Here is a 25,456-nt window from a genome sequence, read left to right on the forward strand (position 1 = left end):
TCCAGTCCCCCGGTGCCCGGGCGGCGCCCCCTGTCGGGAATCGGCGTGAATGTAGCGAGCATTCGGGCGCTATGTGCGGTTCTGGCCGGGCAATCCTCCGAACGGGTGAAGCAAGGGCGTCCATTGTGTTGAAGCGGGGGCGGCTGTGGTTTGCGTTGCCCAGGGCCGCCGGCCTGCCGCCCGGGACGCACGGGGTGCGACGGGCCCCATGGCGGGCGTCGCCATAGCGGTCACGGACACTGTGGCGACGGGGACCATAGGAGAGCGGCCCGCGAATTCCTACCGTTCTGGCCCATGGACACCACTTCGGACCGGCCCCCCGCAGGCGGCCTCAGCGGCCGGACCGCCCTGGTCACGGGCGCGGCCTCAGGAATCGGCCTGGCCTGTGCCGAGGCCCTCGCCGAGGCGGGCGCCAAGGTCTACGTCGTCGACCTGGCGGCCGGCCCGGCCGGCGAGCTCGCCGAGCGGATCAACGGCGTGGCGCACGTCGTCGACCTCTCCGACCCGGCCGCGGTGGACTCCCTGCCGACCGACGCGGACATCGTGGTCAACAACGCCGGTCTGCAGCACGTCGCCCCCGTGCACGAGTTCCCGCCGGAGCGCTTCGCCCTGATCCAGCGGGTGATGGTGGAGGCCCCGTTCCGGATCCTGCGCCGCACCCTGCCGCACATGTACGCCCAGGGCTGGGGACGGGTCGTCAACATCTCCTCCGTGCACGGGCTGCGGGCCAGCGCCTTCAAGTCCGCGTACGTCACCGCCAAGCACGGCCTGGAGGGCCTCAGCAAGACGGTGGCGCTGGAGGGCGCCCCGCACGGGGTCACCAGCAACTGCGTCAATCCCGGCTACGTCCGCACCCCGCTGGTGGAGCGGCAGATCGCCGCGCAGTCGCTCGCCCACGGCATCCCCGAGGAGGAGGTGGTGGAGCGGATCATGCTGGACCGCACCGCCGTGAAGCGCCTCATCGAGCCCGGCGAGGTGGCGCAGCTGGCCCTCTGGCTCTGCTCCCCGCACGCCTCCTACCTGACCGGCGCCAGCCTGCCCCTGGACGGCGGCTGGACGGCGCACTGACCGACCCGCGCCCGCCGTCTCCTCCCCGCACCACTCCCCGTCCCCCGCTCCCCGCTCCCCGTCCCCCGCTCCCTCCCGTCCCGCCCCGGGCCCCCGCCCGGCCCCCGCCCCGCCTCACCCGCAGAGAAGACAGGTGGACCCCATGGCCAGTTCTCCCGACGTAGCGAGAACCAGCTCCCCCCTCTGGAAGGTCGTCGGCGCGAGCCTGATCGGCACCACCATCGAGTGGTACGACTACTTCCTCTACGGCACCGCCGCCGCGCTGGTCTTCGGCAAGGTGTTCTTCCCCAACAGCGACCCGCTGACCGGCACCCTGCTGTCCTTCCTCACCTACGCCATCGGCTTCGCCGCCCGTCCGCTCGGCGCCCTGGTCTTCGGCCACTTCGGCGACCGGATCGGCCGCAAGAAGCTGCTGGTGGTGAGCCTGCTGCTGATGGGCGGCTCGACCACCCTGATCGGCTGCCTGCCGACGTACCACCAGGTCGGGGTGGCGGCCCCGATCATGCTGACGGCGCTGCGCCTGGTCCAGGGCTTCGCGCTCGGCGGCGAGTGGGGCGGCGCGGTACTGCTGGTCTCCGAGCACGGGGACGCCCGGCGGCGCGGCTTCTGGGCCTCCTGGCCGCAGGGCGGGGCGCCGGCCGGGAACCTGCTGGCCGCCGGTGTGCTGTCGCTGCTGACGGCCGTTCAGTCGGAGTCCACCTTCCTCTCCTGGGGCTGGCGGGTGCCGTTCCTGCTCTCGGCCCTGCTGGTGCTGGTGGGCATGTGGATCCGGCTGTCGGTGGACGAGTCGCCGCTGTTCCGGCAGGCGCTGGCGAACGCCGAGGCCCGCAAGGCCGCGCAGCAGACCGAGCAGCCGCCGCTGGTGGCCGTGCTGCGCCACCACTGGCGCGAGGTGCTGGTGGCGATGGGCGCCCGGATGGCGGAGAACATCTCGTACTACGTGATGACCACCTTCGTGCTGGCCTACGCCGTCACCCACGTCCACCTGCCCAAGCAGACCGCGCTGAACGCCGTCCTGGTGGCCTCGGCGATCCAGTTCGCCCTGATCCCGCTGTTCGGCGCGCTCTCCGACCGGGTCGGGCGCAAGCCGGTGTACCTGGTGGGCGCGGTCGGGGTCGGCGTCTGGGCGTTCGTCTTCTTCACCCTGGTCGACGCGAAGTCCTTCGGCTCGCTGCTGCTGGCGGTGACGATCGGTCTGGTCTTCCACAGCATGATGTACGCCCCGCAGGCGGCGTTCTTCTCCGAGCTGTTCGCGACCCGGATGCGCTACTCCGGCGCCTCCATCGGCGCCCAGTTCGCCTCGGTCGCGGCCGGCGCCCCGGCGCCGCTGATCGCCACCGCGCTGCTCAAGGACTACGGCAGCTCGACGCCGATCTCGGTGTACGTGGCGATCGCGGCGGTGATCACCGTGCTCGCGGTGCTCTGCGCCAAGGAGACCCGCGGCCGCGACCTGGCCGAGGTCGACGCCGCCCAGGGGGCGGCCGCGCCCGCCGCCGTCCCGGCGAAGACGCTCACCGTCTGAGCGGGCCCCTGCCCAGACCGTCCGCCCCGGCGGCCGGCGCCCGGTCCACCCCGGGCGCCGGCCGCCGGTCGTCCCGGCCCCGCCAGGCGTACCATCGCGCTTCCGTCCCCGTGACCGGCCGACGTTCCCGAGGCCTGACTCTGCCGATTGGCGGCTGCACCATGACCGACCCGACCCCGGGGGCGGCGCCCGCCCTGCGCCGGCTGCTCGACCTGCTCGCCTCCGGCGCGGCCACCGAGGACTTCGCCGGGGTGCTCGCCGACGCCCGGCTGCGGGGCGAGCCCGTCGACGTCCTCGCGGAGATCGACGACGCGACCTGGCTGGCCCTGCGGGTGCACCGGACGCTGCGCCAGCACCGGCGCCGGGAGGCCGAGCTGACGGCGCTCTTCGACACCGCCGGCGACCTCGCGGCCTCCCGCGACCTGGACGACGTGCTGCAGGCCATCGTGCGCCGGGCCCGGATGCTGCTCGGCACCGACACCGCCTACCTGACCCTGCCGGACGAGGCGGCCGGCGACACGTACATGCGGGTCACCGACGGCTCGGTCTCCGCGCTCTTCCAGAACCTGCGGCTCAGCCTCGGCGACGGCCTCGGCGGCCTGGTCGCGCAGAGCGCCCGCCCCTACGCCACCCCCGACTACCGCACCGACGGGCGCTTCCACCACACCGGACAGATCGACGCCGGGGTGCTGGACGAGGGCCTGGTCGCGATCATCGGGGTGCCGCTGCTGCTCGGCGGGCGGGTGATCGGGGTGCTGTTCGCGGCCGACCGCTCGCCGCGCGCCTTCTCCCCCGACGAGGTGGCACTGCTCTGCTCGCTGGCAGCGCACGCCGCGATCGCCCTGGACACCGCCAAGTCGCTGGCCGACACCCGGGCCGCGCTGGAGAGCCTGAACAGCGCCAACGCGGTGATCCGGGCCCACTCGGCCGCCGTCCAGCGCGCCGAGCAGGCCCACGACCGGCTCACCGACCTGGTGCTGCGCGGCGCCGAGGTCGCCGACGTGGCCGCCGAGGTGGCCGCGCTGCTGGACGGCGGCATAGCGGTGCACGACGCCGACGGCAACGCCCTGGCCGGCCCGGCCGGGGGCGTCGAGGGGCTGGCGGAGGCCGTCGCCGTCTCCCGGGCCGAGGGGCGGGCGGTGCGCCGCGGGGACGCCTGGGTCTGCGTGGTGCTGGCCGGCCAGGAGCCGCTGGGCAGCCTGGTGCTGTCCGGCCGGCCGGGGCTGGACGATGCCGACCGCCGGCTGTTCGAGCGTGCCGGGGTGGTGACGGCGCTGCTCCTGCTGCTGCGCCGCTCGGTCGCCGAGACCGAGAACCGGGTCCGCGGCGAGCTGCTGGCCGACCTGCTCACCGCCCCCGACCGGGATCCGGTCGGGCTGGTCGCCCGCGGCCGCCGGCTCGGCGTGGACCTCGGCCGCCCGCACCTGGTGCTGGTCGCCGCGGCCGCCGGGCCGGCCGCCCGGGGCCGCCTCGCGGGCGCGGCCGGGCGCTACCTGTTCGGCTCCCGGGGCGTCAGCGCCGAGCACGGCGAGAACGTGGTGCTGCTGCTGCCCGACGACGGGTCCGCGAGCCCCGGCGAGGCCGCCGAGCAGGCCGCCGAGCGGCTGGCCCGGCTGACCGGGGTGCCGGTGACGGTGGGTGCCGGGCGCTCCGCCGCCGGGCCGCTCGCCCTGGCCGCCGCCCACGCCGAGGGGGTGCGCTGCGTCCGGGCGCTGCGGGTGCTCGGCCGCGACGGCGACGGGGCCTCCGCGCAGGCGCTGGGCTTCCTCGGCGTGCTGCTCGGGGACGGCCACGACGTGCACGGGTTCGTCGGCGCGACCCTCGGCCCGCTGCTGGACTACGACACCCGGCGCGGCACCGAGCTGGTCCGGACCCTGCGGGCGTACTTCGACAGCGGCAGCAGCCTGACCCGGGCCAAGGACGAACTGCACGTCCACGTGAACACCGTCGTCCAGCGGCTGGACCGGATCGAGGCGCTGCTCGGCCGGGACTGGAACCAGCCCGAGCGCTCGCTGGAGCTCCAGCTGGCCCTGCGGCTGCAGCTGCTGGCCGACGGCTGACCCCGCCGCCGACCCCGGCCCCCGGCCATCCCCGCCCGCCCCCGCCCCGGCCCCGCCGCAGGCCCGCGACCTGCGCGGAAGCGGCCGGGCGGACGAACCGGGGACTGCCGGACGGACGGCCGGGACGGCCTTCACCCGGTCGGGCGTACAGTGGCGAGGTTGGTCTCGAACGCCTGGCAAGGAGCAGCGGTGAGCGAGAACGTACGGTTCGTACGCATGGGCATCGGCGATCGGTCGGTGCCGTACCAGGAGGCCTGGGAGGAGCAGCAGCGACTGCACGCCCTCCGGGTCGCCGACGAGATCCCCGACACCGTGCTGCTCCTGGAGCACCCGCCGGTCTACACGGCCGGACGCCGCACCAACCCCGAGGACCGGCCGCTGGACGGCACCCCCGTGGTCGAGGTCAACCGCGGCGGCGAGATCACCTGGCACGGCCCCGGCCAGCTGATCGGCTACCCGATCGTGAAGCTGCCCGAGCCGATGGACGTCGTCGCGTACGTCCGCCGGCTGGAGGAGGCGCTGATCCGCGCCTGCGGCGAGTTCGGGGTGGAGACCACCCGGGTCGAGGGCCGCAGCGGGGTCTGGGTGCTCGGCGAGAGCCTCCCGGACGCGGTGGTGGACCCGGCCCAGGTGGTCGACATCGGCAGCCTGACCCTGCGGATGGGCCTGCCGCTGGGCATCGACCCCCGGCTGGCCGGGCCCGAGTACGCGGCGTCCAACGCCGGCCAGCGCGGCGACGACCGCAAGCTGGCGGCGATCGGCGTGCGGGTCGCGCGGGGCGTCACCATGCACGGCTTCGCACTGAACTGCGATCCGGACATGACCTGGTTCGACCGGATCGTGCCCTGCGGCATCCGGGACGCCGGGGTCGGCTCGGTCAGCACCGAGCTCGGCCGGACCTTCCCGGTCGGCGAGGCCCTGCCGGTGGTCGAGAAGCACCTCGCCGAGGTGTTCGCCGAACTCGCCGAGCCCGCGCTGGCCCGGTAGGGAATCCCGGCCGGGCGGCGGATGTTGCCCGGACGGGCAGCCCGCGAGCCCGGGAATCCTGCGATTCCCGGGGCCGGGCCCGTGGAGAGCCGTACAAGCACAGGCGTACCCTGGGGGTACCCCGTCTAGTTCTTAGGAGTCGCACGTGTCCGCTGTCGCACCCGACGGCAGGAAGCTGCTGCGCCTGGAGGTCCGCAACAGCGAGACCCCCATCGAGCGGAAGCCTGAGTGGATCAAGACCCGGGCGAAGATGGGCCCGGAGTACACCGCGCTCCAGTCGCTCGTGAAGAAGGAGGGACTGCACACGGTCTGCCAGGAGGCCGGCTGTCCCAACATCTTCGAGTGCTGGGAGGACCGCGAGGCGACCTTCCTCATCGGCGGTGACCAGTGCACCCGCCGCTGCGACTTCTGCCAGATCGACACCGGCAAGCCCGCCGACTTCGACCGCGACGAGCCGCGCCGGGTCGCCGAGTCGATCGTCACGATGGACCTGAACTACGCGACCATCACCGGTGTCGCCCGCGACGACCTGCCCGACGGCGGCGCCTGGCTGTACGCCGAGACGGTGCGCCAGGTGCACGCGCAGACGGCCGGCCGCGAGGGCGGGCGGACCGGCGTCGAGCTGCTGATCCCCGACTTCAACGCGGTGCCCGAGCAGCTGGCCGAGGTCTTCTCCTCGCGTCCCGAGGTACTGGCGCACAACGTCGAGACGGTGCCCCGGATCTTCAAGCGGATCCGCCCGGCGTTCCGCTACGAGCGCTCGCTGGACGTCATCACCCAGGCGCGGGCCGCCGGGCTGGTGACCAAGTCCAACCTCATCCTGGGCATGGGCGAGACCCGCGAGGAGGTCAGCCAGGCGCTGGCCGACCTGGTGGGCGCCGGCTGCGAGCTGATCACCATCACCCAGTACCTGCGCCCGTCGGTGCGCCACCACCCCGTCGAGCGCTGGGTGAAGCCGCACGAGTTCGTGGAGCTGCAGCAGGAGGCCGAGGAGCTCGGCTTCGCGGGCGTGATGTCCGGGCCGCTGGTGCGTTCCTCGTACCGGGCCGGCCGGCTGTACCGCCAGGCGCTGGAGCACCGCGAGAAGGCGACGGTCTGAGACCTGCCCACGACGGCCTCGCGGGGCGCGGTGCGATCCGCGCGGCGCGGGGACGGGCGTGAGGTTCGCCTCACCGGCCGGGCACGACGGCCGACGGCGATCGGTGTCACCGGGAGGGGCGGGGCTTCGGCCCCGCCCCTCCCGTCGTCGTTCCGGCCTGCCGGTTGTCGCCGCGGCGCCGTTCGCCCGCCCGGCTCCGTTCGGGGGCGTTCGGTTCCGCCAAAGGGGCGTCCGGCTTTCATCAGGCTTTGACGGCCTGGTCACCGACTGGTAACACCAAGTGGTGACCATGTGATGGTCAGGACCTTCTCGACACCGAGGGGAGCTGTTCGGAATGCAGGTAAGGATCCGATCGGTCGGCGGCACCGCGCTGCGGCTGGCCGAGAGCGTGCTGCTGGCGAGCGGTCAGCGGCAGGCGCGGCAGAACGCCTGGGCGGCGGTCTGCGAGAACCGCCGACACGCCGAGGACCGGGCGCTGGGCACGGCCGTGACCGGCCCGGTGGCGGAGGCCGTCCGGCGCTGAGACCCGACCGCCGGACCGCCGCCGTGGGCCGGCCGGATCACGGTTCGGTGCGATCCGGCACCGTGCTTGGATATCCCGCGCTCCCGGCACGTACCATGAGCGTTATGGCGAGGGAAACATCCGAGAACCCCGGGCGACTCAAGCAGATCCGTCTGGCATACCAAATGACCAAGAAGGTCGACACCAAGATCGGCCTGATCATCGCCGGCGTCGGCCTGCTGACCTTCGGCGTGTTTCTCGCCATCGGCTTTGCGATCGATCACCCGATCTACCTGGGCATCCTGGGCTTCATCGTGGCCTTCCTGGCCATGGCGATCGTCTTCGGGCGCCGGGCCGAGCGTGCGGCCTTCGGGCAGATGGAGGGACAGCCGGGCGCCGTGGCGGCCGTGCTGAACAACATCAAGCGCGGCTGGAGCGCCAACCCGACCCCGGTCGCGGTCACCCGCAACCAGGACGCGGTCTACCGGGCGGTCGGCCGGCCGGGCATCGCGCTGATCGGCGAGGGCAACCCGAACCGGGTCCGCCAGCTGCTGGCCTCCGAGAAGAAGAAGATGGCCCGCGTCGTCGGCGACATCCCGGTCCACGACATCGTGGTGGGCACCGGGGAGGGTGAGATCCCGCTGAAGAAGCTGCAGATCCACCTGATGCGCCTGCCCCGCGCGATCACCCCCGGCCAGGTCACCGAGACCAACGACCGGCTGCGCGCCCTGGGAGACCTGCTCTCCAAGGCGCCGATCCCCAAGGGCCCGATGCCCAAGGGCGCCCGGATGCCCAAGGGCGGCCAGGCTCGCTGACCGCTCCTCGCTCGAACACGACACGGCCCCGCCGCGGACACTTCGCGTCGGGGCCGTTTGACGTCCGCTTCGGGACGGTGCCGTTCGACCATTGCTTCAGAACGGCGCGTTCGATGTTCGCTCCGGTGCGCGGCCGGACCGGTCCTGATCGACCTCGCCCGGGCGGACGGCCTCGGAGCCGGACCGTTCCGGTCCGAGGCTGTCCGCCGCGCGACCGCTTCCGACCGGCGTCCGGGCGCCGCTGCTTCGTCGGCGCGCGGCGACCCGTGGGGAGCGCCCGACCGGGACCGCGCCGGAGAGCCGTCCGGCGCGAGCTCAGGCCGAGCCCTCCGGGCGAGCTCAGGCCGAAGTCGGCCAGAACTCAGGCAGCGCTCGGCAGCGCTCGGGCCGAGCCGCCCCCGGGCGGCCCAGGCGGAGCCGTCAGGCCGAGCGGCGGGCCGGCCGCCGGTCAGATCCGGACCTCGACCGTGCCGACGGCCTTGTCGTGCAGGCCACGGGTGTCCCGGTCCCAGACCAGCGCCGGCACCGCCAGGCAGAGCAGCAGGGTGCGCAGCATCACCTGCGGGATGCCGGCCCGCCCGCCGTCCACACGCACCACCCGCAGGCCGAACAGTCGCTTGCCCATCGTGGTTCCGGTGGTGGCGAGCAGCAGCACGGTCACCACGAAGAAGATCGGGGTGGTCCAGAGGTTGGCCTGTGCCTGGTCGCCGCGCGAGACGAGGCCGTAAGCGATCAGCGCCACCAGCCAGCCGTCGACGAAGAGCGCGCCGATCCGGCGGCCGGGACCGGCGATCGAACCGGGACCCTCCTTGGGCAGGCCGAGGCGCTCGCCGCGGTGCCCGAAGTCGGCACCCATCTTCTCGGCGGCCGCCTTCGGGCCGTCGATCCACGATCCCAACGCTTCTCTGGTGTCCACGAATCCACACTAACCGGGCCGCCGCGGCGCCCTGCCACCGCCTCCCCCGGCGGGTCGGGAGGGCCTTCACAGGGCCCCTCAAGTGGTCCAGACCACTCGGATCGGACCCCGGTCGAGGGCGCGGCGATTTGCCCGGAACCGTACGACTTTGCCGCCCGCCCGACCGGGGTGGTTAACATTTAGGAAACACAGAAGTCACCAACAGGAAACGGGCCGTTCCTAGGGTGAGGCGCATTCCGCACGGAGGAGGCACTCGAAGATCGCCCCGGTGAGTGGCTCCCCCCACAGCCCGGCGCGCCATCGACGCGGCGCAGCGATCTCCGGTCCTGCGCCCTTACGATCCAAGGACGAAACTCCCCACCAGCTGAAGCCGGTGGTCCCCTTTCGGAAAGGCCAGATGGAATGTTCAACAACGCCGCCGAGGTCAAGCAGTACATCGCGGACAACGATGTGAAGTTCATCGACGTCCGGTTCTGCGACCTGCCAGGCGTCATGCAGCACTTCTCGGTGCCTGCGGCGACGTTCGACCCGGCCGAGACCCTGATGTTCGACGGCTCGTCGATCCGCGGGTTCCAGGCCATTCACGAGTCGGACATGGCACTCGTCCCCGACCTTGCCACGGCCCGCCTGGACCCGTTCCGCAAGGAGAAGCACCTCAACATCAACTTCTTCATCCAGGACCCGATCACGGGCGAGGCCTACAGCCGCGACCCGCGCAACGTCGCCAAGAAGGCCGAGGCCTACCTGGCCTCCTCCGGCATCGCCGACACCGCCTTCTTCGGGCCCGAGGCCGAGTTCTACGTCTTCGACTCGGTGCGCTTCGAGACCAGCGCGAACGCCTCGTACTACCACATCGACTCCGAGGCCGGCGCCTGGAACAGCGGCTCCGCCGAGGGCGACGCGCGCGGCTACAAGGTGAAGTACAAGGGCGGGTACTTCCCCATCCCGCCGGTCGACCACTTCGCCGACCTGCGCGCCGAGATGTCGCTGGAGCTCGCGGCCGCCGGCCTGGAGGTCGAGCGCCAGCACCACGAGGTCGGCACCGCCGGCCAGGCCGAGATCAACTACAAGTTCAACACCCTGCTGCACGCCGCCGACGACCTGATGCTGTTCAAGTACATCATCAAGAACGTCGCCTGGCGCAACGGCAAGACCGCCACCTTCATGCCGAAGCCGATCTTCGGCGACAACGGCTCGGGCATGCACGTCCACCAGTCGCTGTGGACCGAGGGCTCCCCGCTGTTCTACGACGAGCAGGGCTACGCCGGGCTCTCCGACACCGCGCGCTACTACATCGGCGGCCTGCTCAAGCACGCGCCGTCGCTGCTCGCCTTCACCAACCCGTCGGTGAACTCGTACCACCGCCTGGTCCCCGGCTTCGAGGCCCCGGTCAACCTGGTGTACTCGCAGCGCAACCGCTCGGCCGCGATCCGCATCCCGATCACCGGCTCGAACGCCAAGGCCAAGCGCATCGAGTTCCGCGCGCCCGACCCGTCCTCCAACCCGTACCTCGCCTTCGCGGCGATGCTGATGGCGGGCCTGGACGGCATCAAGAACAAGATCGAGCCGCTGGAGCCGGTCGACAAGGACCTGTACGAGCTCGCCCCCGACGAGCACGCGTCCGTCCCCCAGGTCCCGGCCTCGCTGCCGGCCGTGCTGGAGGCCCTGGAGGCCGACCACGAGTACCTGCTGGCCGGCGGCGTCTTCACGCCCGACCTGATCGAGACCTGGATCGACTTCAAGCGCACCAACGAGATCGCCCCGATCGCACTGCGCCCGCACCCGCACGAGTTCGAGCTCTACTACGACCTCTGAGCGGGCGACCCCGCACGCGGGCGGACCGATGGCCCCGCCGCCTCCCCACGGAGAGCGGCGGGGCCATCGGTCCGTCCGGCGCCGGGCCCGGGAGGCCGGGGGCCGGCCCGGGGGGAAGTGACCCGTCCGGGGGACATTCGGCCGAGCGGGCGTCAGGCCGTGGTGGGCGGGCCGATGATGGGGCGCGTGGTGACGAAGGAGATCGGCGTCGGCCTGGTGCACTGGGCGCGGCGCCTGGAGGACGCGCGGCGGCGGGTCCGGACCGGGCAGAGCCCCGACCGGGTGCGGTACGCGGCCCAGTGCCGGCGTGAGGCGTTCAAGTACCTGGTGACGGCGTGCGGGGCGCTGAAGGGGTGGCCGGTGACGGCCCAGGTCGGTCCGGAGGCCGTCCGCGGGGCGCACCGGATCCTGCTCGCCGCCGACGGGCCGGAGATCCGCCGGATCCTGCCGCTGGTGACCGCGGCCGCCCAGCAGTACCGGATCCCGTCCCTGCACCTGGCGGAGGCCGTCGACGCCCTCTGCGTCGCGGAGGGGCGCCCGCAGGTCTACGGCACAGTCGAGGGCCATCCGGTCGCGGACGAGGCGCGGCTGCGGGCCAAGCGGGCGGCGCTCGGCCTGCCGCCGCCCGGGCCCGGAGCCGGCCGGGGCGGGGACCGCCGGGCCGGGGCGGGCCGCCCCGGTGACGCGGCCGCGCCGCAGGCGGCGCTCGGGCTGGACGTGCTGGACGGGCTGCTCGCCGGCCTCCCGCCGGTGCCGGCGCTGCCCCGGACCGTCCGGCGGACCGTCGACGCGGACGCCGACTGGGCCTGCGCGTACTGCGGCGGGCCGGCGCCGGCCGGCTCCGCGGAGATCGAGGTCAGGACCCGGGTCTGGCGGATCTGCCAGGCCTGCGCCAGGTGCCCGGACACTCCCGAGCAGCGGCTGCTGGACATGCTGCGCACCAAGGGCGGTGTCCCCGAGGCGACCGCCCTGGCCACCGCCTGGCTGGCCCGGCACGAGGGCTGGAAGCTCCCGTTGCGCTACGAGGAGCCGCGGACCCGGCCCAACCGCCGGCCGCAGCCCCGGTGGGCGCACATCCCCGAGACGGCCGTCAGCACGCTCGTCCTGCTGGCCGAGCGGCACCCCGCGAGACCGGCGCCCCGGCGGCGCGGGCAACCGGGGCCCCTGGGGCGACCGGGAGCGGCGATGCCGCCGCCCGCGACCGCGCCGGCCGCCGTGGTCCACCGGCATCCGGGGCTGCTGGTCTCCGTCAAGGCCGCGGCCCTGCTCGCGCTGGCACCCGCGCAGGCGCTGACCGCCAAGCAGGTCGGCACGGCCCTGCAGCTCGCGCCGGACACCCTGGCCGCGCACGGTCTCAGGGTGGGCAGCGCGGGCGAACTACGGGACGTCTTCCTCGACCCGCCGCCGTGGCTGCTGGAGTTCCACCGGCGGCTGACGGCCCAGCGGGCGGCGAACCGCGCCCGGCAGTGCGGCGCCGTCGTACCGGAGCAGCGGGCGGGCGGGGACGGTCCCCCGGCCGGGGCCGAGCAGGCGGGCGGGGAGGCCGTCGTGCCCGGTCCGCCGCACCCGGAGATGCTGGTCTCCGGCCGCGCCGAGCAGGTGCTGGCCCGGCCGCACGGCACGGCGCTGCAGCCGGGCGCGGTCGCAAAGGCGCTGCAGACCGCCCACGCCACCATCGTCAAGCAGCGCCTGCGGGTACGCACGGTCGGCGAGCTGGCCGCGGTCTTCCACCGGCCGCCCGGCTGGCTGCTCGACTTCCACCGCAAGCTGGCCGCCGAGCGGGCGGCCAACCTGCTCAAGCAGTCAGGCCGCTCAAGCGGTCCGGCGGGGCCCGCGGCCTCCTGCCCGCGCGGAGTCACACGGGTGACGGGCTGAGGGCCAGCACCGCGAGGTCGTCGTGCAGCCGGCCGGCGTACGCGGCGACGTCCCGGTCGAGGAAGGCGACCACCAGGTCGGGTGCGGACGTCCCCAGCGAGCCGAGGCGGCCGGCCAGCGGGTAGAAGGTGCCGGCGGCGTCCCGGGCCTCGCTGACCCCGTCGGTGTGCACCAGCAGGGTGTGGCCCGGCGGCAGCGGCACCCCGGTGGTCACGGCCGGCTCGGCGGGGGCGGCCAGGTGGCCGAGGCCGAGCGGGAGTTCGTCGGGGCAGGAGACGACGGCCACGGCCGTGCCGGAGAGCACCAGCGGGGCGAGGTGCCCCCGGTTGATCACGTCCACCCGGCCGGACCCGGTGACGTACTCCAGCAGCACCGCCGTCACGAACAGCTCCTCGTCGCCCCGGTCGATGGCCTCGCGCATCACCGTGCGGTCCAGTTGTTCGGCCAGCTCGGCCAGGCAGGCGGTGTCGTGGGCGGCCGCGCGGAAGGCCCCGAGCACCTCCGCCACCGTCCGGACGGCCTCCAGTCCCTTGCCCCGGACGTCCCCGAGCAGGAGCCGGACACCGAACCGGGTGTCGCAGAGCGCGTACAGGTCCCCGCCGACCCCCGCGTCCGCGTGCGCCGCGCGGTACAGGGCGGCCACCCGAAGGTCGCCGGCCCGCTCGGGCACCGGGCGCAGCACCGCGCGCTGCAGGGTCTCGGCGACGGTCCGGGCCCGGACCAGGCTCCGCTCCTGCCGGGTCCGCTGCCAGGCCAGCGCGGTGCCCATCCCTCCGGAGAGCAGCGTGGCGACGTAGATCCAGATGTGGTGCTGCTCGTCCAGATGGCCGGCGCGCGCGGCGAGGGCGATCTGGAGGCCGATCACACCGGCCGTGGACAGCAACGCCACCCTGGGTCCGTAGCTGAAGGCGACCACGACCGGGATCGGGGTGAGCAGGAAGCCGGCCGCGACGGCGCCGGGGAACGCGGCCTCGGCGACGATGTCGACGAGGAGCAGCAGAATCGGCAGCCACGCCACCCAGCGTGGGGCCTGCACACCCGGCGGGGCGGCCGGCCGCGGGGCCGGGCGGTTCGCAACGGGCACGGCTCGGGCCTCCTGCGGTGCGGGAGCGGTCGGCGGCCCGGCGGCTGCCGACCGGCGGCCGGGGTGCCGGCCACCGCTCCCATCGTCGCGTATGTCACCGTTCGCCGGGTTCCCGTCACCCCGCCCGCCGGACCGGTCACGGGCCGCCGGACGCCTGCGGCTCCGGTGGCCCGTGGCTCCCGCCCGGGCGGGCAGCGGTGTCAGCGCAGCGTGACCGGGAGGGTCTCGAAGCCGCGCAGGACGAGACGGTCGCGCCGGGTCGGCGCACCGGCGGGGGCCAGCCGGGGGAAGCGGCGGAGCAGCGCGGGCACGGCCACGGCCGACTCCAGTTTCGCCAGCTGCGCGCCGAGGCAGTAGTGCGCGCCGCCGCCGAAGCTCAGCGGCTGGCTGTCCCCGCGGGTGGGGTCGAAGACCTCGGGGCGCTCGTAGCGGTCGGGGTCCCGGTTGGCGGCCCCGATCAGCACGAACACCGCGCTGCCGGGCGGGGTCTCCACCCCCTCGACGGCGAGGCCGGGCGCGAGGGCGATCCGGGAGGTGAGCTGGACCGGGGAGTCGTAGCGCAGGACCTCGTCGGTGAGGCCGGCCGGGGTGACGGCGCCGTCCAGCAGGCCCGCGGCGGCCTCCGGGTGCTCGAAGAGCAGGGCGAGGCCGTTGCCGAGCAGGTTGGTGGTGGTCTCGAAGCCCGCCACCAGCAGCAGCACCAGGTTGGCCAGCAGCTCCTGCTCCGACAACCGGGTGTCGTCGGCCGCCGCCACCTCGACCAGCGCGCTGACCAGGTCGTCCTTGGGGCGGGCTCGGCGTTCCGCGGCGAGTTCGGTGAAGTACCCGGCCAGTTCGTCGGCCGCCTCGTCGGCGGCCGTCAGCTCGGAGGGGTCGGCGATGAACTCCAGGGCGGTGGTCAGGTCGGCGGCGAGGCCGCGGAACCGGTAGCGGTCGGCCTCCGGGACGCCGAGCAGTTCGCAGATCACGCCGACCGGCAGCCGGAAGGCGAAGCCGTCCATGAAGTCGACGGGGCCGCCGTCCGCCCCCTGGGCGGCCATCCCGTCCAGCAGGGCGTCGACGGCGGCGACCACGGCCGGCTCCAGCGCCGCCACCCGGCGGGCGGTGAAGACCGAGGCGATCAGCGACCGGACCCTGGCGTGGTGCGGGGCGTTGCTCTCCAGGACGGAGCGGCTGAGCAGCACCGCGGAGGAGTGGTTCAGGAACTCCGGGTCGAAGTCGGCCCGCATCCCGTGGTCGGCGACGCCGAAGGCGGGGTTGCGCAGGACCTGGTTGGCCGCCCGGTGGCCGACCGCCATGGCCATGCCGGGGCCGCAGGGCGCGACCGGTCCGAGGGCGTGCGCCCGCCGGTAGAGCGGGTAGGGGTCGGCCCGGCCCTCCCGGCCCATCAGCTGCCCGATGATCGCTTCGCCGTCCATCCGCTTCCCCCTCCGCCGGCTCCGGTCCACCCGGTAGAACCGTGGCCGCCCGGCGCGGAGTTCCCGCGCACCGGCGCTGCGTCGGCGGGGCACGCACGGTGGGTACCCTGACGGCATGGAGATCTGGATCAACCCACGCTGCGGCAAATGCCGGTCCGCGCTCACCGAGCTGGAGGCCGTCGGGGCCGAGTACACCGTGCGGCGCTATCTGGAGGATCCGCCCTCGGCCGCCGAACTGGAGCAGGTGCTGGAGCGGCTCTCGCTCGAACCGTGGGACATCACCCGCCTGGACGAGCAGGCCGCCAAGGACGCCGGGATGAAGCAGTGGACGCGCGAGCCGGGCGACCGGGCCCGCTGGATCGCGGCCCTGGCCGAGCACCCGATCCTGATCCAGCGCCCGATCATCACGGCGGACGACGGCCACGCGATCGTCGCGCGGACGCCGGAGGCCGTGAAGTCCGTCCTGCCCGCCAAGGGCTGAGCCCCGGGCCACGGCCCCGCTCCCGCCGTCCCGTGCGGCCGCCGGCCGCACGGGTCAGTCCCGCCGGACGGTGCCGACCGGCTCGCCGGGCCGCCAGGAGCGGATCACCAGGACACCCTCCTCGACCGTGGTCAGCACCGCCTGGTCGAGTTCCAGCCGGAAGGCGTGGAACGGGCCCGGCGGCGCGGTGGGCAGCTCCGACTCGTACGCCGTCAGCTCGACCTCGTCGGTGATCTCCACCGCCCGGCCGGCGAGCTTGGCGTCGCCGTCCGCCATCGTGCCGTCCCCCGGGTTGCTGTGCAGGGCGAAGCGCCCGTCCCGCCGGAGGTCGTGGGCCTTCACGGCCCCGTACATCGAACCGAGCGTCAGGTCCGCGCCGATGAAGCGCACCTCCGTACCGCTCACCCTGGGCGCGCCGTCGAGCCGGAGCGTCGCCAGCACATGGTGCCGTGCGGCCTCGAAGCGGGCCCGCACGGCGGGGGCCAGGTCCGGTGCCTGCTGCTCGAAATCCTGCCAGGTAGCCATGCCGCCAGTCTCGCACCGGGCTCCGACAGGGAGCCGTGGCAACGGGCCCCGGCGGCGAGCCGTGAAGAGGGCCGCCGGCGAGGCGCGGTGACGACAGGCCGCGGGCGGGGCACGGTGACGACGGGCCCGCCCCGCGGGGCCGGTGCCACACTGGGCGGATGAGCGACACGACCTACATCGCGTTCCTGCGGGCCGTCAACGTGGGCGGACGCACCGTGAAGATGGAGCGGCTGCGCGAGCTGTTCACCGAGCTGGGGCTGGGCGAGGTCCGCAGCTACATCCAGAGCGGGAACGTCTTCTTCCGCACCGGGGAGAGCGACCGGGCGGCGCTGACCCGGCGGATCGAGCAGCACCTGGAGGCCTCCCTCGACTACCCCGTGCCGACCATGCTGCGCACGGTGGACGAGGTCGCGGCCTTGCTCGACGCCGAGCCGTTCGCCGGCCACGAGGCCGGGCCGGACACCCGGCTGGTGGTGGTGTTCCTCTCCGAACCCCTGCCCGACGGCTACGAGCTGCCGCAGCGGTCCGCCAAGGGCGACTACGAGATCGTCGGCGCCGACCCGGGCGCGGCGTACGTGGTGATGCACCTGCAGAGCGGCCGGATGAGCACCAATCCGGGGGCCGTCTTCGGCAAGTCGTACCCGGGTCAGGGCACGGGGCGGTTCCTGCACACCCTGCACAAGATCCTGGCCGCGGCCCGGAAGGCCTGACGGCCGGACCTCGCCGGGACGGTCGGGCGGCGACGGGACCGATGGGGCGCGACGGGACGGAAGGAACGGCCGGCGGACGGACGGCCGCCGGCGGACCACCGGCTTCTGGACAGTGCGGTCCGGGCGGCCCGACAATCAGCGCATGAGCACTCCTGATTTCCGGACCCGGGTGGAACGCCCGTCCGAGGCCGAGCGGGAGCTGGCGCTCGAAGTGCTGCGTGAGGGCGCCGGGAGCGGCCGGCTGTCGCACCACACCTTCATGACCCGGATGGAGATCGTCCTCCAGGCCCGCAGCCGGGCCGAGCTGGACGCCGTGCTGGCCGACCTGCCGGGCGGCCGGCCGGTGTCCCGCCTGCTGCTGCGGACGGTGGGCCGGTTCTCGGCCTTCGGGGTCGGCCTGCGGGACGCCTGGCGGCTGGAGCGGCTGCCGGGCCTGCAACTGCCGGAGGCGGGCAGCGGACTGCTGACGATCGGCCGGCTCCCCGGCTCGGGCCTGCGGCTGAGCGACTCCTCGGTCTCGCGCGCCCATGCCGAACTGCGGCGCGAGGGCGCGGGCTGGGTCCTGTACGACCTGGGTTCGACGAACGGGACGCATGTGAACGGGCGGCGGGTGGCCGGCGCGGTCCGGGTCCGCCCCGGTGACCAGGTGCGCTTCGGTGACCTGGAGTTCCGGCTGGCCGCCGGCTGAGCCGCGGCGGCCTGCGCACCCGGCGGCCCCGCCGGGGGTCAGTGCGGGAACTGGCGCGGCGGGCGCCGCCCCGGCAGGCCGTCCCTGAAATCCTCGATCACCGAGCTGATCTGACGGGTCAGAACGGTGTCCTCCAGCCGGTCCAGGTAGAGGTTCCCGGCCGCCAGGGCCTCGACGGTGACAGCGAAGTAGAGGGTCATCAGCGGGTTGACGAAGAGCGCGCCGTGCCGGGTCCGCTCGGTGAAGCGGACGTCGCCGAACTCTCCGCGCAGGGCTGCGGCGACCGAACCGTGGACGATGCTCGGGTGCTCGGGGAAGGCCGCCCTGGCATGCTCGACGGCGTCCAGGTAGAGGGCCCCGGCCCGGCTCCCCCGGGGCAGCGAGAACGCGCCGAGGTAGCCGCCCGCACGGTCCAGGGCGGCCAGGTTCTCCAGCACCAGCGAGTGGTTGACGCCGTGGTAGGCGTCGATCCCGAAGCCCAGGCACGCGACCAGGCGCTCGGGGACCTCGGAGAGGCCGGCCACCGCCCCGAGGCTGGCCATGTCCTCCTCGGGGGTGCCGAGGCCGGCTTCGTCGCCGCGCATCAGGATGTCGGTACCGCCGTCGACCAGCAGGATCGCGTCGATACCCAGCTCCGCGACCAGGGCGCGGTAGGCCGCCCGCAGCGGCCGGACGCCCACCGAGGCGAAGGCCCACACGGTGTCGGGCATGCGATGCAGGCGCAGCCAGCGGGCCAGCGTCCGCTCGGGGAAGTACCCCTCGGCGGAGCGGGTTTCGGGCCCGATCCGGGCGACGTCGGGTTCGAGCCAGACGTCCGCGTCCAGGCCGTACAGGTGGCTGAAGGACAGGTTGGCGAGGTGCACCTCCTTTCCGGCCTGGCGGAGCGCGAGCGCCAGGGGCAGGCCCGCGTAGACGTCGAACCCGCCGCCGGCGCCGGCGATCAGGATCCGGTCGGCGGCCAGGAGGTGGGTGAGCAACTGGGGCTCGAAGAGGGAGGTCACCGGCCGGACGATAGCAACGCAGCTGCCACCCGGGCGGTGGGTTTGTCCTGGGCGGGTGCGAGGATTCGCGCATGACCCAGGAATCCGCCCTCGCCCCCGACGTACTGCACGATGCCCAGGAGCGCGCCCGGGAGCTGATCCGCGGGGGGTTCCAGGAGCCGGACGAGATAGTCGAGTCCCTGGTGGACTTCCTGGAGGACCAGGGGTTGACGGAGGAGCAGGCCGAGCAGATCGTCGTCCCGCTGTGGGAGGAGCGGCTGGCCGAGCAGGCCGGCTGGCCCGCGGTGACGGACGTCGACCGGCTGGTGGAGGCCTTCGACTCGCTGGAGGCGGACGGCATCGTCGCCGCGATGGACTTCACCTGCTGCAGCAGCTGCGGTTACGCGGAGATCGGCGGGGAGGCGGACGAGGACTCCCGGGGCTTCGTCTTCTTCCACGAGCAGGACACCGAACGGGCGGTCGCCGGCGGTGGCCTGACGCTGCGCTACGGCGGATTCCGGCACTCCGAGGAGGAGACCGCGGAGGTCGGGCGCGACGTGGTCGCCGCGCTGGCCGAGGCCGGACTGAACGCGCGCTGGACCGGCTCGCCGGACGAGACCATCACCGTCACCCCGCTGAACTGGCTGCACCGGCTGCCGGAGTAGGACCGCGGAGAGCGCGATCGGGGGGACGTACGGACGACGGGGGAAGGGCGGAGCAGGTGGAGCTGGCACGGCTGAGGGCCGATCACGCGGGGGCCCTGCTGGCCTTCGAGCGGGAGAACCGGGAGTACTTCGCGCGCACCGTGCCGGACCGCACCGACGCGTACTTCACCGACTTCGACGCCCGGCACCGGGCCCTGCTCGCCGAGCAGGAGGCCGGCGTGTGCCACTTCCACGTCGTGCTGGACGAGCCGGGGGCATTGGTCGGCCGGGTCAACCTGGTGGACGTCGAGGACGGGACGGCCGACCTCGGGTACCGGATCGGCGAGCGCGCCGCCGGGCGGGGCCTGGCCACGGCCGTGGTCGCGGAGGTCTGCCGGCTGGCCGCCGCCGGGTACGGGCTGCGCGCCCTCACGGCGGCCACCACACCGGACAATCCGGCGTCCCGGACGGTGCTGGAACGCAACGGGTTCGTCGTGGTGGGCGACGTCGACCTCGGCGGACGGCCCGGCCTGCGGTTCCGGCGCGAGCTGTCCGCCGCCGGCTGACGCGCCCCGCCGCTCCACCCGCCCGGCTCCGCCCACCCGCTCCCCGGCCCACCTGCCCGGCGGGCCCCGGTCAGGCCGGTGGGGCGGGCCGCAGGACGACCTCGATCCCGGCGAGCAGGATGGCCAGCCCGCGCTCGAAGCGCTGCTCGTAGTCGGTGAACAGGACCTCGCTCGCGGCCGCCGCGAGCGGCCGGTCGGCGCCGATCCGCCCGGCCCGCCGCACCGGGTCGTACTCGGGCGCCGGCTGCTCGCCGGGCAGCGGGGCGACGGCCTGCTCCTCGATCACGAATCCGATCGTGTAGGCGTACGCGGTGAAGAAGGCCTGGACGGCGTCGGGGAGGGCGAATCCCTCCTCGGTGAAGGCCGCCAGCAGGGCGTTCTGGCCCTCGCTGTGGCCGAGGTCGGTGAGCCGGGTGCCGCTGAAGACCTTGGCGCCGTCCCGGTAGCCGAGCAGGCTCGCGCGCAGGGTGCGGCAGGTCGCGGTGAGCGCCGCCCGCCAGCCCTCCGGAACGCTCCCGCCGCCGGCGCCCATCCGGCGCAGCATCTCGGTGGCCATCTCGTCGAGCAGGGCCTGCTTGCTGGCGAAGTGCCAGTACAACGCCGGTGCCTTGACGTCGAGTTCGGTGGCGATCCGGCGCAGGGTGAGGCCGTCGAGGCCGGTCTCGCCGAGCAGCCGCAGGGCGGTGTCGACCACCTGCGCCCGGTCCAGTTTCTGTGCCACGCCCGTCCTTCGTCTGGTCCCGTGAACCCCCCTTGACAATTTAACACCGTTAAGTCCATCCTCGGGAACGCCAGCAACTTAACAGCGTTAAGGAGATCTCGTGGACACCCCTCCCCCGGACGGCACCGCCCTGAACGGCCCCCTGAACGGCGTCCCGGACGACACCGAGGTCCTGATCGTCGGCGCCGGGCCGACCGGCCTCACCCTCGCCTGCGACCTGGCCCGGCACGGCGTTCGGGCCCTGCTGGTCGAGCGGGCCGGCACCCTCTTCCCCGGCTCGCGCGGCAAGGGGCTCCAGCCCCGTACCCAGGAGGTCTTCGAGGACCTCGGCGTCCTCGACCGGATCCACGCGGGCGGCAGCGCCTACCCGCTGATGATGGCCTGGGAGAACGGCGAGCGACTGGGCACCTGGGACCTCATCGAGCGCGGCACCCCCGGCCCGGCCGCCCCGTACGCCGACGTGTGGATGATCCCGCAGTGGCGCACCCAGGAGATCCTCCACGCGCGGCTGCTGGAGCTGGGCGGCCGGGTCGCCTTCGGCACCGCGCTGACCGGCCTGGAGCAGCACGCCGACCGGGTCGAGGCCGAGCTGACCGCGGCCGACGGCAGCACCCGCACGGTCGGCGCCGGCTACCTGGTCGGCGCCGACGGCGGGCGCGGCGCCGTCCGCAGGGCGCTCGGCATCGCCATGCGCGGTGAGGAGGTCGACCCCCGGCCGGCGCTGGTCGCCGACCTCCGGGTCGAGGGCCTGGACCGCGACCACTGGCACGTCTGGCCGAAGGCCCCCGGCGGCGCCCTGCTGCTCTGCCCGATGCCGGGGACGGCGGATTTCCAGCTGTTCGCCCAGCTGGAGGAGGGGCCGCCGGACACCTCGGCCGAAGGGGTGCGCGCGCTCGTCGCGGCCGGCACCCACCTGCCGGCGAGCGCCGTCACCGAGGTGCGCCGGGCCTCGGACTTCCGCCCCCGGGCGGCCGTCGCCGAGCGGTTCCGCGAAGGCCGGGTCTTCCTGGCGGGCGACGCCGCGCACATCCACTCCCCCGCCGGCGGGCAGGGCCTGAACACCAGCGTGCAGGACGCGTACAACCTGGGCTGGAAGCTCGGCCGGGTGCTGCGCGCGGGCGCCCCCGAGTCGCTGCTCGACAGCTACCAGGAGGAGCGGTACCCCGTCGCCGCCTCGGTGATCGACCTCAGCACCGGACTGCACCGGGCGGAGCGCGACGGCACCGACGACCGGCGGGCGCGCCGGGGCAAGGACACCGACCAGCTGGACGTCGGCTACCGGGGCGGGCCGCTCACCGCGGAGCAGCGGCCGGGACTGGACGAGGAGGCCCTGCACGCGGGCGACCGGGCGCCCGACTCTCCGTACCGGGCGGCCGACGGCACGGCGCGGCGGCTGTTCGAGCTGTACCGGGGGACGCATCTGACGGTACTCGCCGTGGACCGTGAGCTGCCCGCCCTGCCGGCCGGCGTCCGGGGCCTGCGGCTCGACGGCGGGCACGCCGCGGAGGCGTACGGGCCGGGGCTGTTCGTGATCCGCCCGGACGGGTACGTCGGGCTGGCCACCCACGACGCGGCGGCCCTGCCCGGCTACCTGGCGGCGCTCGGCGCCCGCTGACCGCCCGCCGACCGCGCGAGGGCGGCGGCCTGCGGTGAGGGGCCTGCCGGCGAGGGCCTTGCCGGCGACGGGCGGGTGAGGCCGGGGCGGTCAGTCGGTGGCGGGGCCCCAGAGCGGGTTGGTGCAGCGCTCGTAGGTGGCGCGCCAGTGCGGCCAGTGCCGGGCGGTGGTGTCGTCGCAGTCCGCCAGCAGGCGCTGGACGGTCCACTCGTCCACGCCGTCCAGCAGCCAGGTCATCGCGTCGGCGGTGCCCGGGCCGTTCGCGGCGCGCAGCAGGTCCAGCAGCTCGGGCAGGGTGCCGACCCGGGAGGTCTCGGCGAAGACCTTCGCCATCCGGGGCAGCAACTGCCGCTCCTCGATCCGCAGATGGGTCTCCAGCCGGGCGGCCAGGTCCTCGATCGCGTACGCGACCGGCCAGGTGCTGCCGGCGTCCCGGGTGGCGATCCGCACCAGGGTGGTGACCCGGGTGAACGAGTGGTCCAGGTTGTGGTGGTCGTCCTCCAGCCAGTTGAGCAGCAGGCGCAGCTCGGGGGCGAAGCGGCGCAGCAGCGGCCAGAGCCGGGTGTCCTGCTGCTCGTGGTGGCAGGTGAGCATCGCGGTGAGGAAGTCCCAGTGCCGCTGCAGGGCCTGGCCCTGGGTCTCGTCGCCGGGCTGCAGCAGGCGCAGCGCGTCGGGCAGCCGGCGCAGGTCGCGGCGCAGCGCTGCGTGCACCAGGGTCAGGCCGGCGAAGCGCAGGCGGGTGTCCGTGTCGTCGGTGTCCTGCTCGTGCCGGGGGTCCGTCTGAGCGGGGACGTGCGGGGGCTTGACGGGCAACAGGTGGCTGGGCATGACGCTCTCTTCGCAGGCCGGGTCTGGGATCACCAGGGTGATGACAGTCGATCAGGAGCGAATGAATGTCCGATTGACGCGCAGGTCAGCGGCCTGGGACCCGGATCTCCGGCCTGCCGGGCGCCCGGTCGCGGCCGCCCGGCGGGGCGGCCGCGGAGCGCCGGCCCCACCCGTGGGGCCGCCGGCACCCCGGTCAGTCCGCCGCCGGCCCCGCCAGGTTCTTGCTGAGCCACTGCAGGGTGTCCGGGATCATCTTCTTGAAGTCCGTGGTCAGATGCTTGCCCCCGGCCTGCTCGAAGTACTCCACCGTCAGCGGGGCGGCGGCCTTCGCCACCCACTCCTTCACCAGCTTCATCTCGTACCCGTTGGCGCCGCCCGCGGTGGCGAGCATCCGGACGTCCGCCTTGCCCTGGGCGACCAGCACGTCGGGGCTGTTGGCCAGCCGGTCCGCGTCGTGACCCTTCCAGAGCGGGGAGTCCGGGTTGAAGTAGCCGTCGATCGGGACGGCCGCCTTGAACTTGTCGGGGTGCTGGAGCGCGAGCTTGGCGCTGCAGAACGCGCCGGTGGAGGCGCCCATCAGGCCCCAGCCGTCCCGGCCCTTGAGGGTGCGGAAGTTGGCGCGCACGAAGTCGGGGATGTCCTCGGCCATCCAGGTGCCGATCCTGGGCTGGCCGGGGATGTCGCTGCACTCCAGGGCCTTGGCCTCGTTGGAGTCCAGGTTCTGCACCGGCATGATCATGATGAAGGGGTGCGCCTTGCCCTGCTTGGACAGCTCGGCGTCGGCCTCCTGGATCGGCAGCTGGTTGTCCGTCCAGGTGTTGTAGCCGGCGCTCTGGCCCCCCGCGTAGAGGGTCAGCACCGGGAACCCGGTCCTGGCGAACTTCGGGTCGTTGTACTCCGGCGGCAGCCAGACCCAGACCTTGCCCGACACGCCCGACTTGGGACCGGCCAGCGTGGTCATCAGGATCTGCCCGGCGGCGGTGTCCCGGGCCTTGCCGAAGGCGGCGGCCGGCCCGGTCGGCATCAGCACCTTGCTGGGCTTGGGCGGAGCCGTGGTGGTGGGCGGAGCGCTGGGGGTGCCGGCCGCGGCCGCGGACCCGGTGGCCGGCGGGGCGCCCTTGGCCTTGCCGTCCGCCCCGGTGCTGCTGGTACTCCCGCAGGCCGCCAGCGAGACGGCCAGGGCGACCGCGGCGGCGCCGGTCAGAAGGGCACGGGAACGGATGGACTGCGGCTGCACGGTGAGAACTCTCCGACCGGTGTCACGCCCGCTCCGTCGGGAGCCGGCGGTGGCCCCCGGGTGGGGCCGTGGCGGGGCCGGGGCGGCGGGTGGCGCGGACCCCGGTACTGCGCGCCGTCCCGGAAGGGGGCGGCGCGCCTCCCCGCGATCCTATGACGTGCCCCCCGGCGGGCCGGTTGCGCCCGCCGACGTGGCGTCCCGGGGATTTCGCGGGATCCGGCGGGCCGGCGGGCCGCTCCCCTGCCGTTCGGCGGGGGTGTGCGCGGTCGACCCCCGCCGGACGGCGGGGTGCCCGGCGCGGAGCCCCGGACGGGGCTCCCTGATCGGCCTGGCTCGGGCCCGGCGGGCGGGCCGGCGGGCGGGCGGGCCGGCTTCGGGACGTCCCGCCAGTCCGGCCCCGGCCCGGCGCGCCCATCTTCGGCACCTCCCACCAGTGACGCGGGGCGGCCGATCGCCGATGATCAGGAGTACCGCCCCGGTGACCGGCACCGGGAGTCCGCCAGGACCGGACCAGCACCGCCGACGAGGAGCCCGCCATGCCCCAGCAGATCGCCGTCGTCACGGGAGCCGGGACCGGCGTCGGGCGCGCCGTCGCCCTGGAGCTCGCGGCGAACGGGTGGCAGCTGTTCCTGGCCGGGCGGCGCGCCGAGCCGCTGCGCGAGGCGGCCCGGCTCTGCGGCGGCGACGCCGTGGCCGTCCCCACCGACGTGACCGACCCCGGCGCGGTCGACGCCCTGTTCTCGGAGACCGCCGAGCGCTTCGGCCGGCTCGACCTGCTCTTCAACAACGCCGGGACCTTCGGCGCCCCCACCCCCGTCGAGGACCTGGGGCACGCCGAGTGGCGCGCGGTGGTCGACCTCAACCTCACCGGCGCGTTCCTGTGCGCCCAGGCCGCGTTCCGCCTGATGAAGGGGCAGGACCCGCAGGGCGGGCGCATCATCAACAACGGCTCGATCTCCGCGCACGTCCCGCGCCCGCACTCGGTCGCGTACACCGCGACCAAGCACGCCGTCACCGGTCTGACCAAGTCGCTCTCGCTGGAGGGCCGCCCGTACCGGATCGCCTGCGGGCAGATCGACATCGGCAACGCGGCGACGGACATGACGGCGGCGATGAGCAGCGGTGTCCGCCAGGCCGACGGGCGGATCGCCCCGGAGCCGACCATGGACGTCGCCGACGTCGCCCGCACCGTGCGGCACATGGCGCAGCTGCCGCTGGAGGCGAACGTCCAGTTCGCGACGGTGATGGCGACGGCGATGCCCTACATCGGCCGGGGCTGACCGGAGGCCCGGCCACTGCC

At 74.3% G+C, this 25,456-nt stretch carries 24 protein-coding genes; 16 read left to right on the forward strand and 8 right to left on the reverse strand.

The genetic code is table 11. The features are described from left to right. Positions 1-294: 294 nt before the first annotated feature. The 7 genes from J2S46_RS12165 (at position 295) to J2S46_RS12195 (ending at position 8,053) form a co-directional block, all read left to right on the forward strand. Positions 295-1,068, forward strand: coding sequence for a 3-hydroxybutyrate dehydrogenase (locus J2S46_RS12165; RefSeq protein ID WP_191293682.1), 774 nt, complete (start codon positions 295-297; stop codon positions 1,066-1,068). A 142-nt stretch (positions 1,069-1,210) separates the two neighbouring features. Next, on the forward strand, positions 1,211-2,590 hold the full coding sequence (locus J2S46_RS12170; protein WP_191293683.1) for an MFS transporter: 1,380 nt from the start codon (positions 1,211-1,213) through the stop codon (positions 2,588-2,590). A gap of 161 nt (positions 2,591-2,751) precedes the next feature. Continuing rightward, positions 2,752-4,650 (forward strand): helix-turn-helix domain-containing protein, encoded by a 1,899-nt coding sequence (locus J2S46_RS12175; RefSeq protein ID WP_191293684.1) that lies wholly within the window; start codon positions 2,752-2,754, stop codon positions 4,648-4,650. Between the two features lie 216 nt (positions 4,651-4,866). Continuing rightward, complete coding sequence (lipB, locus tag J2S46_RS12180; RefSeq protein WP_191293709.1) at positions 4,867-5,637, forward strand: lipoyl(octanoyl) transferase LipB; 771 nt, start codon at positions 4,867-4,869, stop codon at positions 5,635-5,637. A 145-nt stretch (positions 5,638-5,782) separates the two neighbouring features. Further along, positions 5,783-6,736 carry a lipoyl synthase gene (locus J2S46_RS12185; RefSeq protein WP_191293685.1) on the forward strand — a complete coding sequence of 318 codons (954 nt, stop codon included), beginning with the start codon at positions 5,783-5,785 and terminating at the stop codon, positions 6,734-6,736. A gap of 334 nt (positions 6,737-7,070) precedes the next feature. Then, positions 7,071-7,259, forward strand: coding sequence for a hypothetical protein (locus J2S46_RS12190; protein ID WP_191293686.1), 189 nt, complete (start codon positions 7,071-7,073; stop codon positions 7,257-7,259). Between the two features lie 104 nt (positions 7,260-7,363). After that, positions 7,364-8,053: a DUF4191 domain-containing protein gene (locus tag J2S46_RS12195; RefSeq protein ID WP_073923240.1), complete on the forward strand. Its 690-nt coding sequence runs from the start codon at positions 7,364-7,366 to the stop codon at positions 8,051-8,053. A 448-nt stretch (positions 8,054-8,501) separates the two neighbouring features. On the opposite strand, the gene J2S46_RS12200 is transcribed toward J2S46_RS12195, so the two are convergent. Beyond that, complete coding sequence (locus J2S46_RS12200; RefSeq protein ID WP_191293687.1) at positions 8,502-8,969, reverse strand: RDD family protein; 468 nt, start codon at positions 8,967-8,969, stop codon at positions 8,502-8,504. A gap of 402 nt (positions 8,970-9,371) precedes the next feature. Between J2S46_RS12200 and glnA the strand changes: the two genes are divergently transcribed. Together glnA and J2S46_RS12210 are read left to right on the forward strand one after the other, a co-directional pair. Further along, entirely contained in the window at positions 9,372-10,784 is a 1,413-nt protein-coding gene (glnA, locus tag J2S46_RS12205; protein WP_073923238.1) for a type I glutamate--ammonia ligase, read from the forward strand. A gap of 186 nt (positions 10,785-10,970) precedes the next feature. Beyond that, positions 10,971-12,659, forward strand: a complete 1,689-nt coding sequence (locus J2S46_RS12210) for a hypothetical protein (protein WP_191293688.1) — start codon at positions 10,971-10,973, stop codon at positions 12,657-12,659. Here the strand turns inward: J2S46_RS12210 and J2S46_RS12215 are convergent. Beyond that, the gene (locus J2S46_RS12215) at positions 12,640-13,743 is read right to left on the reverse strand and encodes a PP2C family protein-serine/threonine phosphatase (protein ID WP_191293689.1); all 1,104 of its coding nucleotides are present in this window, start codon (positions 13,741-13,743) and stop codon (positions 12,640-12,642) included. The genes J2S46_RS12210 and J2S46_RS12215 overlap by 20 nt on opposite strands. Positions 13,744-13,943: 200 nt before the next feature. Then, positions 13,944-15,161, reverse strand: a complete 1,218-nt coding sequence (locus tag J2S46_RS12220; protein ID WP_191293690.1) for a cytochrome P450 — start codon at positions 15,159-15,161, stop codon at positions 13,944-13,946. A gap of 115 nt (positions 15,162-15,276) precedes the next feature. On the opposite strand from J2S46_RS12220, the gene J2S46_RS12225 reads away from it, so the two are divergent. Further along, positions 15,277-15,642 carry an ArsC/Spx/MgsR family protein gene (locus J2S46_RS12225; protein ID WP_190214917.1) on the forward strand — a complete coding sequence of 122 codons (366 nt, stop codon included), beginning with the start codon at positions 15,277-15,279 and terminating at the stop codon, positions 15,640-15,642. A 54-nt stretch (positions 15,643-15,696) separates the two neighbouring features. Here J2S46_RS12225 and J2S46_RS12230 read toward each other — a convergent pair whose 3' ends face one another. Then, positions 15,697-16,167, reverse strand: a complete 471-nt coding sequence (locus J2S46_RS12230) for a pyridoxamine 5'-phosphate oxidase family protein (protein ID WP_191293691.1) — start codon at positions 16,165-16,167, stop codon at positions 15,697-15,699. A 158-nt stretch (positions 16,168-16,325) separates the two neighbouring features. Here J2S46_RS12230 and J2S46_RS12235 point away from each other — a divergent pair, with 158 nt between their 5' ends. Further along, entirely contained in the window at positions 16,326-16,877 is a 552-nt protein-coding gene (locus J2S46_RS12235; protein ID WP_191293692.1) for a DUF1697 domain-containing protein, read from the forward strand. Positions 16,878-17,019: 142 nt separating this feature from the next. Beyond that, complete coding sequence (locus J2S46_RS12240) at positions 17,020-17,565, forward strand: FHA domain-containing protein (protein ID WP_191293693.1); 546 nt, start codon at positions 17,020-17,022, stop codon at positions 17,563-17,565. Positions 17,566-17,603: 38 nt separating this feature from the next. Here the strand turns inward: J2S46_RS12240 and J2S46_RS12245 are convergent, their stop codons facing one another. Beyond that, positions 17,604-18,566: a DUF1152 domain-containing protein gene (locus J2S46_RS12245; RefSeq protein WP_229913277.1), complete on the reverse strand. Its 963-nt coding sequence runs from the start codon at positions 18,564-18,566 to the stop codon at positions 17,604-17,606. 71 nt (positions 18,567-18,637) lie between these two features. Here J2S46_RS12245 and J2S46_RS12250 point away from each other — a divergent pair, with 71 nt between their 5' ends. Together J2S46_RS12250 and J2S46_RS12255 are read left to right on the forward strand one after the other, a co-directional pair. After that, positions 18,638-19,210 carry a DUF6891 domain-containing protein gene (locus J2S46_RS12250; protein WP_191293694.1) on the forward strand — a complete coding sequence of 191 codons (573 nt, stop codon included), beginning with the start codon at positions 18,638-18,640 and terminating at the stop codon, positions 19,208-19,210. A 56-nt stretch (positions 19,211-19,266) separates the two neighbouring features. Further along, complete coding sequence (locus J2S46_RS12255; RefSeq protein WP_191293695.1) at positions 19,267-19,755, forward strand: GNAT family N-acetyltransferase; 489 nt, start codon at positions 19,267-19,269, stop codon at positions 19,753-19,755. Between the two features lie 70 nt (positions 19,756-19,825). Here the strand turns inward: J2S46_RS12255 and J2S46_RS12260 are convergent, their stop codons facing one another. Further along, positions 19,826-20,476: a TetR/AcrR family transcriptional regulator C-terminal domain-containing protein gene (locus tag J2S46_RS12260; protein ID WP_191293696.1), complete on the reverse strand. Its 651-nt coding sequence runs from the start codon at positions 20,474-20,476 to the stop codon at positions 19,826-19,828. Between the two features lie 100 nt (positions 20,477-20,576). Between J2S46_RS12260 and J2S46_RS12265 the strand changes: the two genes are divergently transcribed. Beyond that, positions 20,577-22,091: an FAD-dependent monooxygenase gene (locus tag J2S46_RS12265; RefSeq protein WP_229913278.1), complete on the forward strand. Its 1,515-nt coding sequence runs from the start codon at positions 20,577-20,579 to the stop codon at positions 22,089-22,091. Positions 22,092-22,181: 90 nt separating this feature from the next. Here the strand turns inward: J2S46_RS12265 and J2S46_RS12270 are convergent, their stop codons facing one another. Next, positions 22,182-22,919 carry a hemerythrin domain-containing protein gene (locus J2S46_RS12270; protein WP_191293697.1) on the reverse strand — a complete coding sequence of 246 codons (738 nt, stop codon included), beginning with the start codon at positions 22,917-22,919 and terminating at the stop codon, positions 22,182-22,184. A 193-nt stretch (positions 22,920-23,112) separates the two neighbouring features. After that, positions 23,113-24,156 (reverse strand): alpha/beta hydrolase, encoded by a 1,044-nt coding sequence (locus J2S46_RS12275; protein WP_191293698.1) that lies wholly within the window; start codon positions 24,154-24,156, stop codon positions 23,113-23,115. Between the two features lie 536 nt (positions 24,157-24,692). On the opposite strand from J2S46_RS12275, the gene J2S46_RS12280 reads away from it, so the two are divergent. Beyond that, positions 24,693-25,436 carry an SDR family oxidoreductase gene (locus J2S46_RS12280; RefSeq protein WP_191293699.1) on the forward strand — a complete coding sequence of 248 codons (744 nt, stop codon included), beginning with the start codon at positions 24,693-24,695 and terminating at the stop codon, positions 25,434-25,436. Positions 25,437-25,456: the final 20 nt, after the last annotated feature.

Origin of the sequence: Kitasatospora herbaricolor, from assembly GCF_030813695.1 — a bacterium.
Taxonomy (GTDB): Bacteria; Actinomycetota; Actinomycetes; order Streptomycetales; family Streptomycetaceae; genus Kitasatospora; species Kitasatospora herbaricolor.